Raw genomic sequence first — 13,316 nt, 5'->3', positions numbered from 1 at the left:
GCTAGTCTCCTTCGTCAGGATCGATCTCGCCCCGTCGCTCGCGTTCGGCGGCCAGGCGATGTTTCTTGGTGTTGGTCGGAGCCGGCTTTTTCGTAGGGGCCGGCGCCGGCTTCTTAGCCGGCTTGGTGTTCTTGGTCGTTTTTTCGCTGATGCTGGCGTGCGGTGCCGCCGGCGGCTCTAGGCCGAGATTGCGGCGCATCTCGCGTGCCTGGGCCTTGCCGCGGCGCATGGATTCCGCGATCAGCTCGTCGGTCAGCACCAGCCGTGCCTCGGCGATATCTTCCATCGTCAGGAGAACGTCGGCAGTGTCGCCCGCCTTGATGTCGTCGCGGTGCAGATGCACGCGGTCGCCTTCGACGGGGCCGATCGTGCCGCGGAACCGCTTCCGCCCTTCATGGGCGACCGCCATCTCGATCTTCACCAGATGCCCGGCATAACGCTCGAAATCGGAGCGGCGCACCAGCGGGCGGTCGATCCCCGGTGAGGAGATTTCCAGGCGATAGGCGCGATCGACGGGATCGGCGACGTCGAGCACGGGCGACAGCGCCCGCGAGATCGCCTCGCAATCCTCGATCTGCATCGAGCCGTCCGGCCGCTCGGCCATAACTTGAACGGTGCAGCCGGATTCGCCGGAAATGCGGATCCGCACCAGGCGGTAGCCCATGCCTTCGAGCACCGGCCCGGCGACCGCGGACACCCGTGCCGCCACGCCCGGCTCGACTACGAGCCTCGGCTCGGCCAGCAGTTCGGCATCCGTGGAACCAGGGTTCGGTTCGGTCATGTCAGAGGTCAAGGCGCTCGATATGGTTAAGGCTTGGTTTAAGATCTCAAAGCTCGCTTCGGAACTCTCCCGACAGATCGCCGGGCCGCACATCTTCCACCAAGCCGCGTTCAGGTAATAAAAAAGAGCGGGTCCTTTCGGGCCCACTCTCACTACGCGGATCGTATGAGAAGATGAATTGGCGCTGATATAGCCCTTTCCGTCTTCCCGGACAAGGCCCATGCAGGGCAGGCCGGGCTTTTTGCGCCCGGCCTGCGGCCCCACGCAACGCTTCCTTCACCTCCGAGGCCTAAATTCCCTGCTTGTGGGGCGGCTTGGACCAAGGGCGCACCCGCGGCGTGCCCCGTACGAGTTTGCGTTTTCATGACCGTTGCCACGTCGCTCATTCCCGGACTGGACGATATCGTCAAACGCGGCGACCCGCGGCGTCGCGGCGAGATCGCGCACGCCATCTCCCAATTGTTCTTTCAGGACGCCGAGAACCTCCGTCCCGATGTCATCGATCTCTTCGATAATTTGCTGATCGATCTCGTCCCGCATGCCGAGCTCGCCTCGCGCGTCGATCTCGCCGAACGCTTCTCGCGCCTGAACAACGCGCCCCGGCATCTCGTGAGTCAGCTCGCGCGCGAAAACGAAATCGCGGTGGCGGGCCCCGTGCTGCGCCATTCGCCCGTGCTCGACGACGCCGCCCTCGTCGAGATCGCGCGACTGAAAGGCCAGGGCCATCTGCTGGCGATGAGCGAGCGCCCCACGCTGTCGGCTGTCGTCACCGACGTGCTGGTCGAGCGCGGCGATCGTGACGTGGTGCGCCGCGCCGCGGGCAATTCTGGCGCGGTGTTCTCGCCTGGCAGCTATTCGGAGCTGATCAAGCGTGCCGCGCAGGATGGCGTGCTGACGCTCAGGATCGGCCAGCGTAGCGATCTTTCGGGTGAGAACCTGAAACAGCTTCTCGACGGCACGCTCGACGTCATCCGCCGTCGCCTCTCGAGCGTGGTCAATCCCGTGCGCCAGGTCGAGATCAAGCGCGCCATGGCGGCCATCGAGGAAGCCACGCTGCCGCCGGGCCCGCGTCGCGATTTCTCGGGAGCGCAACGTACGGTTCTGGCCTTGCATCGCGGAGGCCATCTTGGCGAGAGCGCGCTGCTTGGCTTTGCCAAGGCCCACAAATACGAGGAGGCGATCGCTTCGCTCTCGGCGATGTCCGGCGTCCGCCTCTCGGTCCTCGATCGCCTGATCACAGGTGACCGCTACGATCCAATTCTGGTTCTGGGACGGGTGCTGAATCTCGGCTGGCCGACAGTGCGTGCACTGATCTTGATGTGGTACGGCCCGAATCGCACGCCAGCCGATGCCGATCTCGAGCAGGCGCGCGCGAACTTCACGCGCTTGATGCCGACGACCGCTGAGCGCGTCGTGAATTTCTGGCGCAATCGGCAGACGATCTAAACCCGTCGAAACCGCAGATACGCCGCCTTGCGGCCTTCGCGCGTGGCCTTTCGGCCGTAGCGCGTCATTGTGTATCCGTCCCACGGCAGGCGAAAATCATCGGCGCGCTCCGCGAGCCAGACAAAGTCCTGCGAGCATGACAGATGCGACAGCGTCCAGGCGCAGTAATCGTCGATGTCGCAGACGAAACGAAATTCGCCGCCGGCTTTCAACACGTGCGCCATCGCGGCGATGGTCCGATCCTGGACGAAGCGCCGCTTCCAGTGCCGCCGTTTCGGCCAGGGGTCGGGATGGATCAGGTCGATCCGCGACAGCGAAGCCTTCGGCAGCCAGGCCAGGAGCTCGGCGGCATCGCCTGCGAACAGGCGGACGTTGCCGATGTCGGCGGCCTCGATCTGCGCGAGGATCTTCGCCATGCCGTTGACGTAAGGCTCACAGCCGATGAAGCCGGTTGTGGCGAAGCTTTGCGCTTCCGCCGCAAGATGCTCGCCGCCGCCGAAGCCGATCTCGAGCCGCAAATCGTCGACTGCGGGGGCGAAGATCTCGCGGGCATCCGCCGGTGCTTCGCGGTCGATCGCGAGCGCAAGACGCGGCAGCAGATGATCGATCAGCTCGGCCTGGTGCTGCCTGAGCTTGTGGCCCTTGCGGCGTCCGAAGAAGGCGCGCTCGCTGTCCTCGCGATCGGGATCTGATTTGCGCTCACTCATCGTAGCGTCTGGTACAGGCGATGGAGCAGCCGCGCGCGCGGTTCGAGCGACGAGACATAGAGCTGCTCATAATGAGTGTGTGCGCCCTTGCCGTCAACGCCGAGCCCGTCGAGCGTCGCGGTGTGGGCGGCGGTGAAATTACCGTCCGAGCCGCCGCCGGTGTGAACGTCGAGCAGCTCGAAGCCGATCTCCGTGGCAACCGTCTTTGCATGCTCGTACAGCGAGGCGCCGGCATTGCTCTTCTCGTAAGGCGGACGATTGAGTCCGCCGGTGACCTTGACTGTGACGCCATCCGTCCTCGATGTCAGGGCGAGGATCTTGCCGACGAATTCATCCGCGTCCTTGAAGCTCAGCACGCGCAGATCGACTTCGGCGTGGGCTTCTTCCGGCGTCACGTTGGGCCTCGTGCCGCCGCGCACCACGCCGACATTGACGGTGACGCTGCGCGCGAGATCGTTCATCGCTTCCAGCGCCAGGATGACATTGGCGAGCTCGCGGATCGCGCTGCGGCCATCCTGGGGCCGCGTGCCGGCATGCGCGGGCACGCCCTTGATGAACACTTCGAATCGCCCGACGCCCTTGCGGCCGGTGACGATCTTGCCGCCATCGCGGGCCGGCTCCGTCACCAGGACGTACTTCGCCTTGCGCCCTTCGGTCTCGATGAGTGCGCGAGAGGTGGGGCTGCCGATCTCCTCGTCGGAGGTGAATAGGTGGGTGATGCCGAGCGGCGAGCGAGCGGCCGTGGCACAAAGTGCGCGAAAGGCGTGGTGGGCGATGTAGGCGCCGCCCTTCATGTCGTAGATGCCGGGACCGAACGCGCTGTCGCCTTCGACCTTGAACGGCAGGCGCTCGATAAATCCCATGGGGTGAACGGTATCGAGGTGGCTCAGCACCAGGATGCCCGGCCGGTCCTGGCCCCACGTCGAGCGCGCCACGAGATGATCGCCGCAACCATCGACGCCGGCGATGCGCTCAAGCGTGACAGGGAGATCGCGGTATTGCTCCGCGACCATCGAGACCAGCTTGTTGACCTGTTCAGGCGCGTCCGTTGGAGTCTCGACCTCCACCCAGCGGCGGATGCCATCGAGAATAGTGTGAGAATCGAACCAATTGGAGCCGGTCATGAGCGCATCTGTGCCTTTGAATCGCATCATCGAGGAAGACGCGCATCAAAGCGCGGCCGCAAATGACGACATAGGCCAGATTTGACGCAGCCTCAAATCGGATTGAGATGGCGCGTCAGCGCTTGTCGGGGCCTTCGCGGGCCGCGATCTGCTCGACGAGATCGACGATCGAGCGGCGCATCTTCGAATCGGTGATTCGGGTGAACGCCTTTGTCAGGGCGAGTCCTTCGGAAGTCGCGAGGAAATCCGAGACGTAAGACGGCGACGCGCCTTCTGCGAAGCCGTCCGGCCCCGCCACGCCGCTCGGACCGCCCTCGAACAGGAACGACACAGGCACCTGGAGAATTTCGGCAATTTGCTGGATGCGGCTCGCGCCGACCCGATTTGTGCCCTTCTCGTATTTCTGAACTTGTTGGAAAGTCAGGCCCAAAGCTTCACCGAGCTTTTCCTGGCTCATGCCCAACATGATGCGGCGCATCCGCACGCGACTGCCGACATATTTGTCAACAGGGTTGGGCGCTTTCGACATTTCCTCAGCCCTCCAAACATCACCTTCGGCGCAATCAGGAATGCCTCAGGTGTGAGCAACGTCAAAATCAGACCCTGTTATTGGAAAACATTGCGGAGAAATTTAGCAATGCCCACTGTCTTTGGCAGCCGGTGCAGAATGAGGAGGCCGCGTGCAGTCTGTCAACCGTGGGACTACGGTTGTCAAAAGTTATCGGCCTCGGCTGCGGCGTGATCAGGGATGCCGTTTGGCAACACGTCGGCGGACCGCCCAAAACACGGCAAGCGCGACAAGCATGGCCGCGGGTACATCGCCCACGCGCGCATAGATGGTCGGCGGGATCGCGGCGGGCAGATTTGCATCCAAAATGCCTTCGATCCCGAGACCGAGGCTGGCGACGATGCGTCCCACCGGATCGATCACTGCGGAAACGCCGGTATTGGCGGAGCGAACCAGCGGCAATCCGAGCTCGATCGCGCGCATCCGCGCCTGTTCGAGGTGTTGGTAGGGGCCGGTCGAGATTCCGAACCAGCCGTCATTGGTGAGATTCACGATCCAGCCCGGACGTTCATTGCGTCCAGCCACCTCGCCGGGAAAGATTGCCTCGTAGCAGATCAGCGGCAGCGCGGAGGGCGCGCCGGGGACCGCCAGCGCATGCCGCACGGTGCCGGGAATGAAGCCACCGCGCACACGCGTGAGTTGCTCGAAACCGAGCTTCTCCATCAGGCCCTGGTAGGGAAGAAATTCGCCGAACGGCACCAAATGCAGCTTGTCGTACACAGAGAGCACGCTGCCGTCGTGGTCGATCACGTAGATCGAATTATAGGCGCGGGTGATCGGCGTGCCCCGCGGCAGGTCGGGCGCGCGGACCGAGCCCGTGATCAGCACCGTGCCCTTGGGCAGAAGCTCCGCGATTTGCGCCATCGCGTCGGCTTCGCGAGTGAGGAAGAACGGAAAGGCGGATTCCGGCCAGATCAGGATGGTGGCATCGCGCACGCCGGTCAATTGTGGCCCGGAGGCGCGGTCCGACAAGGCCAGATATTTCTTCATCACCTCCGCCTTGGCGGCGTAGTTGAATTTCGCGTCCTGCTGGAGATTCGGCTGCATCAGGCGCAATTTGGTGCCGGCGACCGTCGTGGTCGGATGGAGCGACAGGCGGATCGCGCCGAAGATACCCATGACCAGCAGGAGCGCCAGGGCTGCGGCCGGTGCGCGCCACGCCAGGCGGCGATCGGGCGTGCGGTCGATCAGCGCCGCGGGGCTTGCGAAGATCGCAACCGTCAGGAACGTCATGCCCCACAGGCCGATCAGCGACGCCGTTTGTGCCAGCGGCAGCGGCTCGGACAACGCATAGCCGAACGCGTTCCAGGGGAAGCCGGTCAGCGCATGGCCGCGCAGCCATTCGGTGATGGTGAGACTTGCCGCGAGCGCAAGCACGCGCGTGGCGTTCTTGGTCCAGAGCAGGCGGGCGAGCGCAAAGCCCATTGCCGTGAAGATGGACAGATAGGCCGGCAGGCCCAGCACGGCGAACGGCGTCAGCCAGGCGAACACATCGGCATCGACGAAGAAGGCGTAGCCTATCCAGTAGAGGCCGGGCACGAAATAGCCGAGCCCAAACCAGTAACCGGTCAGCGCCGCGGCGGGGACGCCGCGATATCGTCCGGCGCCGGCGCCGTCGATCAGCCAGACCAGCACCGGGAAAGTGATGAACAGCACCGGGAAGGCGTTGAACGGCGCCAGCGCCAGCACCGAGAGCGCACCGGCAGCCATCGCGACGAGCGCGCGCTTCCATCCCCAGGTCAGGATGATGGCAAGCGCGATCTGGCGAAATCGCTGGAAAGGGCTCACTGCGGACCGGTCCCGTCGCTTGGCGGCGGGGTGGGCGTGTCGCTGGCCGTCGGCTGGCTGCCATCCGGCGCAGCCTCGCGGCGCCGGCTCTCGCGCTGGGTGCGCGGCGCGGGACGCTCCTTCCGTGTCGAGATCCGCAGCCGCTTGACCCGGCGCGGATCGGCATCGAGCACCTCGATCTCGTAATGGCCGGGGCCCGAGATCACCTCGCCGCGCACCGGCAGGCGCCCGACGAAGCTGACGAGATAGCCGCCCAGCGTCTCCACTTCCTCGCCGGCCTCCCCGGTGACGAAGTCCTCGCCGATCACGGTGCGGACGTCGTCGAGGCTGGCGCGGGCGTCCGCGATGAAGGCGTTGTCGGGCAGCCGCACGATCGAGGGCGGCTCGTCGCTGTCATGCTCGTCGTCGATCTCGCCGACGATCTGCTCGACGATGTCCTCAAGCGAGACCAGGCCGTCGCTGCCGCCATATTCGTCGACCACCAGCGCCAGATGGATGCGGGTGGCCTGCATCTGCGCGAGCAGGTCGATCGCCCGCATCGACGGCGGCACGTAGAGCAGCTTGCGGATGATGCGCGCTTCTTCGAGCGGCAGCGCGAGATCGACCGTACGCAGATCGAGCCCGGCCGGCAGCGGTTTCTTGCGCTTGGTTTTCGTGACCCCCGACACGCGCGCACGCGCGGTCATGAAGGCGAGCAGATCGCGGATATGGACGATGCCGACGGGATCGTCGAGCGTCTCGTTGTAGACCACAAGGCGCGAATGGCCGGCGCTCTCGAAACGGTCCATCAACTCGCCGAGCGGGATGTCGCGCTTCACCGCGACGATGTCGGCGCGATGCACCATGACGTCGGCGATGCGACGCTCGTGCAGGCCGAGGATGTTGCGCAGCATGGTGCGCTCGACCGTCGAGAAGCCGGTGTCGTCGGGCGTCGTGGCGTCGAGCACGACCTGGAGGTCGTCGCGCACCGAACCCGCCTTCCAGCCGAACAACGTCCGGATGGCGCGCAGCAGCCAGCCATCGGCGGTCGGGCGCATCACCTCGCCTGAGGTCACCACGACCGGTAAATTGGCCGTGTTGCGCGGATTGTCCTGAATCGGGTCGGAATCCGGCATCTCAATGCGTCCCTGGGCGGTCGGCATAGGGGTCGGGAATGCCGAGATGAGCCAGGATCTCTCGTTCGAGCGCTTCCATTTCCTCGGCGTCGTCTTCGTTTTCGTGGTCGTAGCCGACCAGATGCAGGAAACCGTGCACGGCGAGATGGCTCAAATGATGATCGAACGGTTTTTGTTCCTCGTCCGCCTCACGCCGCATGGTCTCGTAGGCGATCGCAATGTCGCCCAGCATGCGCGGCGCATCGCCTGGCTTCCAGTCGCCTTCCGGCTGCAGCGCGGGAAACGACAGCACGTTGGTCGGCTTGTCGATGCCGCGCCAGTTGCTGTTCAGCGTGCGGATGCCGGCATCATCGGTCAGCATTACCGCCACTTCCGCCTCCGCAACGTCTTCGTCGACATTCTCGGCGGCGGCCGCCACGGCGCGCTGGATCACGGCTTCGGATTCGGGCTCCCGCTGCCAGCAATCGGCGACGACGAGGACCTCGGTGATGGGAAGGTTGGGGTGTGACATTGTCCTTGTTCCGAACGAAGGGGCGCCGTGTCCGCGCCCATATGGTCCGGTTGCTGCCTCGTCAGGATTTACCGGCGGCCGGCCGCTGCGGCGACCCTTCGTAGGCGGAGACGATCCGCGCCACGAGTTCGTGGCGGATCACGTCTTCGGCCTTGAAATGAACTTGCGCAATGCCTTCGACGCCGCTCAGAAGGCGCGTCGCCTCGGCGAGGCCCGAGGTCTGGCCGTTCGGCAAGTCGATCTGCGAGGGATCGCCGGTGACTATCATGCGGCTGTTTTCGCCAAGGCGGGTCAAAAACATCTTCATCTGCATCGACGTGGTGTTCTGCGCCTCGTCCAGGATGATGGCCGCGTTGGTGAGCGTGCGACCGCGCATGAAGGCGAGTGGCGCGATCTCGATCTCGCCGGTCTGCAGCGCGCGCTCGACAATGCGCGCGTCCATCAGGTCATAGAGCGCGTCGTAGATCGGGCGAAGATAAGGATCGACCTTCTCGCGGAGATCGCCGGGCAAAAAGCCGAGCCGCTCGCCGGCTTCCACCGCCGGGCGCGACAGGATGATCTTGTCGACTTCCTTGCGCTCGAACAGCTGCGCGGCATGCGCGACCGCGAGCCAGGTCTTGCCGGTGCCGGCGGGGCCGATGCCGAACACCAGCTCGTGGCGCTTCAGCGCGCGGATGTAGGAATCCTGCGCCGCCGTGCGCGCACGCACCGGGCGCTTGCGCAGATTGATGCTGTCGAAGGTGGATTTGGCCGACTTGGCGTCGAACTCGAACAGCGAGCCCTGCGCGATCACGGCACGGATCGCGCCCTCGACCTCGCCCTGGTCGAGATCCTGTCCCTTCACGGCCTGGGCGTAGAGCGTCTCCAGCACCCGGCGCGCGGCATCGCAGCCGTCGCGCGAGCCGCCAATCGTGATGTGGTTGCCCTTGGAATCGACGACGACGCCGAGCCGCCGTTCGATCTGTGCCAGATGCTGGCCATAAGGGCCAACCAGCGCGGACGCGGCGCGGTTGTCGTCGAAATCGATGACGACCTGGGTCTCGGGCGGAACCTGCATGTCGCGGTCAAATTTGCGGCTGGGAGCGATGGAAGAAGACGAATCCGATGCGCTTTTGGGCAAGGGTTCAGGCTCCAGTGGCGATGGGTGATAAAGCGGGCTCGTGCGCCATGGCGAGCTCACCGAGGAAGCTGTAACGTTCAAGGCTGTCGATCCGGACCGGCAGGATTTGTCCGATGATGTCGGGCGAGGCCATCACATGCGCGGGCTGGAGGAATGCGGTGCGGCCGACGATCTGGCCGTCCTTGCGGGCCGGACGCTCGAACAGCACATCGACCGTTGAGCCAATCGCAGCCTTGTTGAAGGCCGATTGCTGGCTGTCGATCAGTTCCTGGAGCCGCTCCAATCGCTGGTCCATCTCGGAAGGGGACACCGTCTCCTGCATGTCCGCGGCCGGCGTTCCCGGCCGGGCGGAGTATTTGAACGAATATGCCGCAGCGTAGCCGATTTGCGTGACGAGCGCGAGGGTGGCGAGAAAATCTTGCTCGCTCTCGCCCGGGAAGCCGACGATAAAATCTGATGAAAAAGCAATGTCTTGGCGTGCGGACCGGAAACGGTCGACGACACGCCGATAATCATCGGCGGTATGTTTCCGGTTCATGGCGGCCAGAATCCGGTCCGAGCCCGACTGCACCGGCAGGTGCACGAAGGGCATCAGCGCGCCGAGATCGCGATGGGCTGCAATCAAGCTGTCATCGACATCGCGCGGATGGCTGGTCGAATAACGCAGCCGCGCGACGCCCGGGAGCGCCGCGAGGTGCTCCAGCAGCCTGCCGAGCGGCCAGCTTTTTCCGTCCGGTCCCTCGCCGTGATAGGCGTTGACGTTCTGTCCGATCAGCGTGAGCTCGCGCACGCCGTTCTCGGTGAGCCGCTTCACGTCGTCGACGATCTTTGTCACCGGCCGCGAGACTTCCGAGCCACGCGTGTAAGGCACGACGCAGAAGGTGCAGAACTTGTCGCAGCCTTCCTGCACCGTGACAAAAGCGGAAATGCCGCGGGCGCGGATCGCGCCGGGCTTGGGCGGGGCGAGGAAGCCGAACTTGTCTTGAGCCGGGAATTCGGTCTCGATGGCGCGGCCCTCATTGCCGGCGCGCTTCAACAGCTGCGGCAAATGATGATAGCTCTGCGGACCGACGACGACATCGACCGCGGGTGCACGGCGCACGATCTCCTTGCCCTCGGCCTGTGCCACGCAGCCCGCGACCGCGATCTGCATGGTGCGCCCATCGCGCGCGGCGGCGTCCTTGGCGACGCGCAGGCGGCCGAGCTCCGAATAGACCTTTTCCGAGGCCTTCTCGCGGATATGACAGGTGTTGAGGATGACGAGATCGGCGTCATCAGCGCTGGCCGTCTCCACGAATCCTTCCGGGGCCAGCGTGTCCACCATGCGCTGGGCATCGTAGACGTTCATCTGGCAGCCATATGATTTGATGTGCAGCTTGCGCGGCGGCGTCATGGAACCCGGAATTGAGGTGGGAGAACCGCCCTCAGATATAGGCTGGGGCCGCGGAAATCCAGCGATTGGGGGTCTTTTCGGTCGTCATTCCGGGGCGCGACGCAGTCGCGAACCCGGAATCCAGAGGTTTGGCACGAGATTCCGGGTCGATGCTGGCGCATCGCCCCGGAATGACGCCGAGAGGAGGGATTCAGCCCGCCACAGTGTTCGCCGCGACCCGCCGGACCAGCTCCGGCAATTGCCGCATATCGTCGAACGTCAATCCGGCCCCGGCGGCCCGTAGTCTTTCCGCGTGGCCCGGCGGGCAATGGCTGCCACCGTGAAAGCCCAGCACGGTCATCCCGGCGGCATGCGCGCCAGTCACCCCGGGGACGCTGTCCTCGATCACGAGGCACCGCTCCGGCGCGACCTTCATCTGCGCGGCGGCGAAAAGAAAGAGATCGGGCGCGGGCTTGCCGCGCGCGACCTGGCTCGCGGAAAAGATGTTCGGAGCGAGCAGATCGTAGAGACCGGCGCAGGTCAGGCCGTGGTGGATCTTCTCCGGCGTGCCGCTCGACGCAACGCATTTGGGCAAATCGATTGCGCCAATCGCTGCGGCCACATGGGTGATCGGCTGCAAATCGCTGGCATAGAATTGCAGCGTCGCCGCATTCACTTGGCTTTCGAGATCGTCGGGAAGATTGCGGCCGATCTCCTGTTCGACCATTCGCCGTGCGTCTTTCTCGGATACGCCGAGAAAGCGGACCAGCACCTGCTCCGATGTGATCGGATAGCCGTGCCTCGACAGCACATCCGCATGCGCGCGACAGGAGATCACCTCGCTGTCCACGAGCACGCCATCGCAATCGAAGATGACGAGATCGATGGCCACTAACTTGTGGGTTTGTCGTCGTCGAGCGGGACGCAATAGAGTTCGAGCCGATGATCGACCAGCTTGTAACCGAGCTTGCGGGCGATCTCCGCCTGGAGCTTCTCGATCTCCTCGGAGGTGAACTCGATCACCTTGCCGTCGCGCAGGTTGATGAGGTGGTCGTGATGGCTGTCGCGCATCTGCTCGTAGCGCGCGCGGCCTTCGCGGAAGTCATGGCGCTCGATGATGCCCGCATCCTCGAACAGTTTGACGGTGCGATACACGGTCGAGATCGAGATCTTGTCGTCGACGGCGACACAGCGGCGATACAGTTCCTCGACATCGGGATGATCGACCGCCTCCGCGAGCACGCGGGCGATGACACGGCGCTGCTCGGTCATGCGCATGCCGGTGGCGGCACAGCGCGCCTCGATGCCGGATGCCTTGGAAGCGGGGGAAGGTTTAAGACCAGTCATGTGATGTCCGCCTGACGGGGCGCTTTCTGCCATCAATGTTACGACAAGTCACGTCGCATCAGAAGTGCGTTCAATTGTTCCCCGTTCGGCTGCTTATAGTAGCGTTCGCGGCGTCCGACCACCATGAATCCGGTTCGGTCGTAGAGCCGCCGCGCCGGCTGGTTATTTTCCTCGACCTCGAGAAATATTGTGCGCACGCCGCGGCCTGCCAGGTGGCCGAGATGGGTCATCAGCAGCGTGCGAGAGAGGCCGCGGCCGCGATAGGCGTGGTCGACCGCGATCGAGAGGATCTCCGCTTCGTCCGCGCCGATCCGCGACACCGCGAAGCCCACGGTGTTGCGGCCGAGGCGCAACCGATGCACCAGCGTGTTGCGCTCGCTGAGCATGCTCTCGAACTCGCCTTCGCCCCAACCGCGCGCGAACGAGGCGCCGTGGAGTTGCGCGAGCCGTGCGACGTCGCGCGCGACAGCCGGCTCGACGACGGCCGTATCGCCGCGCCACCATTCCGAGAACCATCTCATCATGAGCTTGCGGCTTGTGCTGCAAGCGGCAGTTGTGTGGACGGCTTTGCGTCGGGCGCTCGCAGGTAGAACGGCCGCGCCGGATTTGTCGCGGGATCGGCCGCGGCGCCAAGCCATGCGACCCAGCCGATGTCGGGCGCGGGCTGCGCGTCGACCGCGACCGGCTGCGGCACATCTTTCGGCCAGCGCTCGGCGAGGATCTTCGCGGCATTGCCGACCAGATGCGGCGCGCCGAATTGCGACGCCGCGATCGCTTCGTCGATGGGAGCGACGGCTGGCCGTACCAGCTGGCTGCCGTCACCAGCCACGATCTGGAAGTAGACGTGATCATGCCGCGCGTCGATCGCCGAGATCACCGGCGCCGCTCCGCTTTGGCCGACGACGGCGGCGGCGTAGGCCGATAAGGTGGTCAGGCCGACGGCGGGCCGCTTCGCAGCAAGCGCAAGGCCGCGAGCCGCCGAAATGCCGACACGCAGGCCGGTGAAACTTCCGGGGCCCATGGTGACCGCGATGCGATCGAGCGCGGTGAAGGCGAGATTGGCTGAGTGCATCACGCGCGCGATCATCGGCATCAGCGCTTCGGCGTGGCCGCGCTTCATCAGAAGCTGCTCCTGTGCGAGGAGCTGGCCGGAATCGGTGTCGAGAACGGCGACCGCGCACGCTTCCAGCGCGGTATCGATGGCAAGGATCAGCATCGAATCAGCTTAGTCGGTTGGACCCCGATCGAACCAGAGCAAGTTTCATGTCTCGATCAGCGCACCATCGGCCCGTAATTCTACGTAAGCGCGAATGCAGTCGATCTTTCGTTCCCGATTTTGGAAGCGAATGCATCTATTTGCAACCTCTAGGCTGTCTAAGCCATTGAAATATTTTGACTTTAAGGAAGCGTTAGCGATCGGCTGACATTTTCCGAGGA

Annotated in this window: 14 protein-coding genes; 1 reads left to right on the top strand and 13 read right to left on the bottom strand. The window is 64.6% G+C overall.

Annotated elements, in window-relative coordinates:
• Nucleotide 1: 1 nt before the first annotated feature.
• Nucleotides 2-781 carry a ribosome maturation factor RimP gene (gene rimP / locus IVB40_RS34825; RefSeq protein ID WP_247819631.1) on the bottom strand — a complete coding sequence of 260 codons (780 nt, stop codon included), beginning with the start codon at nucleotides 779-781 and terminating at the stop codon, nucleotides 2-4.
• A 363-nt stretch (nucleotides 782-1,144) separates the two neighbouring features.
• Between rimP and IVB40_RS34820 the strand changes: the two genes are divergently transcribed.
• A complete protein-coding gene (locus IVB40_RS34820; RefSeq protein ID WP_247357434.1) occupies nucleotides 1,145-2,227 on the top strand; it encodes a DUF2336 domain-containing protein in 1,083 nt (360 codons plus the stop codon).
• Here the strand turns inward: IVB40_RS34820 and IVB40_RS34815 are convergent.
• From IVB40_RS34815 to tsaB, 12 genes are all read right to left on the bottom strand, one after another.
• Nucleotides 2,224-2,934, bottom strand: coding sequence for a tRNA (guanine(46)-N(7))-methyltransferase TrmB (locus tag IVB40_RS34815; RefSeq protein ID WP_027566127.1), 711 nt, complete (start codon nucleotides 2,932-2,934; stop codon nucleotides 2,224-2,226). The two genes, IVB40_RS34820 and IVB40_RS34815, sit on opposite strands and share 4 nt — an antisense overlap.
• Entirely contained in the window at nucleotides 2,931-4,088 is a 1,158-nt protein-coding gene (locus tag IVB40_RS34810) for a M20 family metallopeptidase (protein ID WP_247817695.1), read from the bottom strand. Before IVB40_RS34810 ends, IVB40_RS34815 begins: the two co-directional genes overlap by 4 nt.
• A gap of 85 nt (nucleotides 4,089-4,173) precedes the next feature.
• On the bottom strand, nucleotides 4,174-4,587 hold the full coding sequence (locus tag IVB40_RS34805) for a helix-turn-helix transcriptional regulator (protein ID WP_007598327.1): 414 nt from the start codon (nucleotides 4,585-4,587) through the stop codon (nucleotides 4,174-4,176).
• A gap of 213 nt (nucleotides 4,588-4,800) precedes the next feature.
• Nucleotides 4,801-6,414 (bottom strand): apolipoprotein N-acyltransferase, encoded by a 1,614-nt coding sequence (lnt, locus tag IVB40_RS34800; protein ID WP_247817694.1) that lies wholly within the window; start codon nucleotides 6,412-6,414, stop codon nucleotides 4,801-4,803.
• Nucleotides 6,411-7,529 carry a hemolysin family protein gene (locus IVB40_RS34795; RefSeq protein ID WP_027514682.1) on the bottom strand — a complete coding sequence of 373 codons (1,119 nt, stop codon included), beginning with the start codon at nucleotides 7,527-7,529 and terminating at the stop codon, nucleotides 6,411-6,413. Before IVB40_RS34795 ends, lnt begins: the two co-directional genes overlap by 4 nt.
• 1 nt (nucleotide 7,530) lies before the next feature.
• Nucleotides 7,531-8,040: an rRNA maturation RNase YbeY gene (gene ybeY / locus IVB40_RS34790; RefSeq protein ID WP_018455806.1), complete on the bottom strand. Its 510-nt coding sequence runs from the start codon at nucleotides 8,038-8,040 to the stop codon at nucleotides 7,531-7,533.
• 61 nt (nucleotides 8,041-8,101) lie between these two features.
• On the bottom strand, nucleotides 8,102-9,160 hold the full coding sequence (locus IVB40_RS34785; RefSeq protein ID WP_081747794.1) for a PhoH family protein: 1,059 nt from the start codon (nucleotides 9,158-9,160) through the stop codon (nucleotides 8,102-8,104).
• A 4-nt stretch (nucleotides 9,161-9,164) separates the two neighbouring features.
• Nucleotides 9,165-10,553: a tRNA (N6-isopentenyl adenosine(37)-C2)-methylthiotransferase MiaB gene (miaB, locus tag IVB40_RS34780; RefSeq protein WP_247817693.1), complete on the bottom strand. Its 1,389-nt coding sequence runs from the start codon at nucleotides 10,551-10,553 to the stop codon at nucleotides 9,165-9,167.
• Between the two features lie 190 nt (nucleotides 10,554-10,743).
• Nucleotides 10,744-11,424 (bottom strand): HAD family hydrolase, encoded by a 681-nt coding sequence (locus tag IVB40_RS34775; protein ID WP_247817692.1) that lies wholly within the window; start codon nucleotides 11,422-11,424, stop codon nucleotides 10,744-10,746.
• Nucleotides 11,424-11,879 (bottom strand): Fur family transcriptional regulator, encoded by a 456-nt coding sequence (locus IVB40_RS34770; protein ID WP_007598312.1) that lies wholly within the window; start codon nucleotides 11,877-11,879, stop codon nucleotides 11,424-11,426. Before IVB40_RS34770 ends, IVB40_RS34775 begins: the two co-directional genes overlap by 1 nt.
• Nucleotides 11,880-11,917: 38 nt before the next feature.
• Nucleotides 11,918-12,403, bottom strand: coding sequence for a ribosomal protein S18-alanine N-acetyltransferase (gene rimI, locus IVB40_RS34765; RefSeq protein WP_247817691.1), 486 nt, complete (start codon nucleotides 12,401-12,403; stop codon nucleotides 11,918-11,920).
• Nucleotides 12,400-13,095: a tRNA (adenosine(37)-N6)-threonylcarbamoyltransferase complex dimerization subunit type 1 TsaB gene (gene tsaB, locus IVB40_RS34760; protein WP_247817690.1), complete on the bottom strand. Its 696-nt coding sequence runs from the start codon at nucleotides 13,093-13,095 to the stop codon at nucleotides 12,400-12,402. Before tsaB ends, rimI begins: the two co-directional genes overlap by 4 nt.
• Nucleotides 13,096-13,316 lie beyond the last annotated feature (221 nt).

Origin of the sequence: Bradyrhizobium sp. 40, assembly GCF_023100925.1 — a bacterium.
Classification (GTDB): Bacteria; Pseudomonadota; Alphaproteobacteria; order Rhizobiales; family Xanthobacteraceae; genus Bradyrhizobium.
Note: the sequence above shows the minus strand (reverse complement) of the source record. Positions and strands in the feature narration are given on the sequence as shown.

Excerpts from the sequence above, each read along its gene's own strand:
- IVB40_RS34820 (WP_247357434.1), top strand. The coding sequence starts at position 1,145 with ATGACCGTTGCCACGTCGCTCATTCCCGGACTGGACGATATCGTCAAA.
- IVB40_RS34815 (WP_027566127.1), bottom strand. The coding sequence starts at position 2,934 with ATGAGTGAGCGCAAATCAGATCCCGATCGCGAGGACAGCGAGCGCGCC.
- IVB40_RS34810 (WP_247817695.1), bottom strand. The coding sequence starts at position 4,088 with ATGATGCGATTCAAAGGCACAGATGCGCTCATGACCGGCTCCAATTGG.
- tsaB (WP_247817690.1), bottom strand. The coding sequence starts at position 13,095 with ATGCTGATCCTTGCCATCGATACCGCGCTGGAAGCGTGCGCGGTCGCC.
- ybeY (WP_018455806.1), bottom strand. The coding sequence starts at position 8,040 with ATGTCACACCCCAACCTTCCCATCACCGAGGTCCTCGTCGTCGCCGAT.
- miaB (WP_247817693.1), bottom strand. The coding sequence starts at position 10,553 with ATGACGCCGCCGCGCAAGCTGCACATCAAATCATATGGCTGCCAGATG.
- IVB40_RS34770 (WP_007598312.1), bottom strand. The coding sequence starts at position 11,879 with ATGACTGGTCTTAAACCTTCCCCCGCTTCCAAGGCATCCGGCATCGAG.
- IVB40_RS34805 (WP_007598327.1), bottom strand. The coding sequence starts at position 4,587 with ATGTCGAAAGCGCCCAACCCTGTTGACAAATATGTCGGCAGTCGCGTG.
- IVB40_RS34795 (WP_027514682.1), bottom strand. The coding sequence starts at position 7,529 with ATGCCGGATTCCGACCCGATTCAGGACAATCCGCGCAACACGGCCAAT.
- rimI (WP_247817691.1), bottom strand. The coding sequence starts at position 12,403 with ATGATGAGATGGTTCTCGGAATGGTGGCGCGGCGATACGGCCGTCGTC.
- rimP (WP_247819631.1), bottom strand. The coding sequence starts at position 781 with ATGACCGAACCGAACCCTGGTTCCACGGATGCCGAACTGCTGGCCGAG.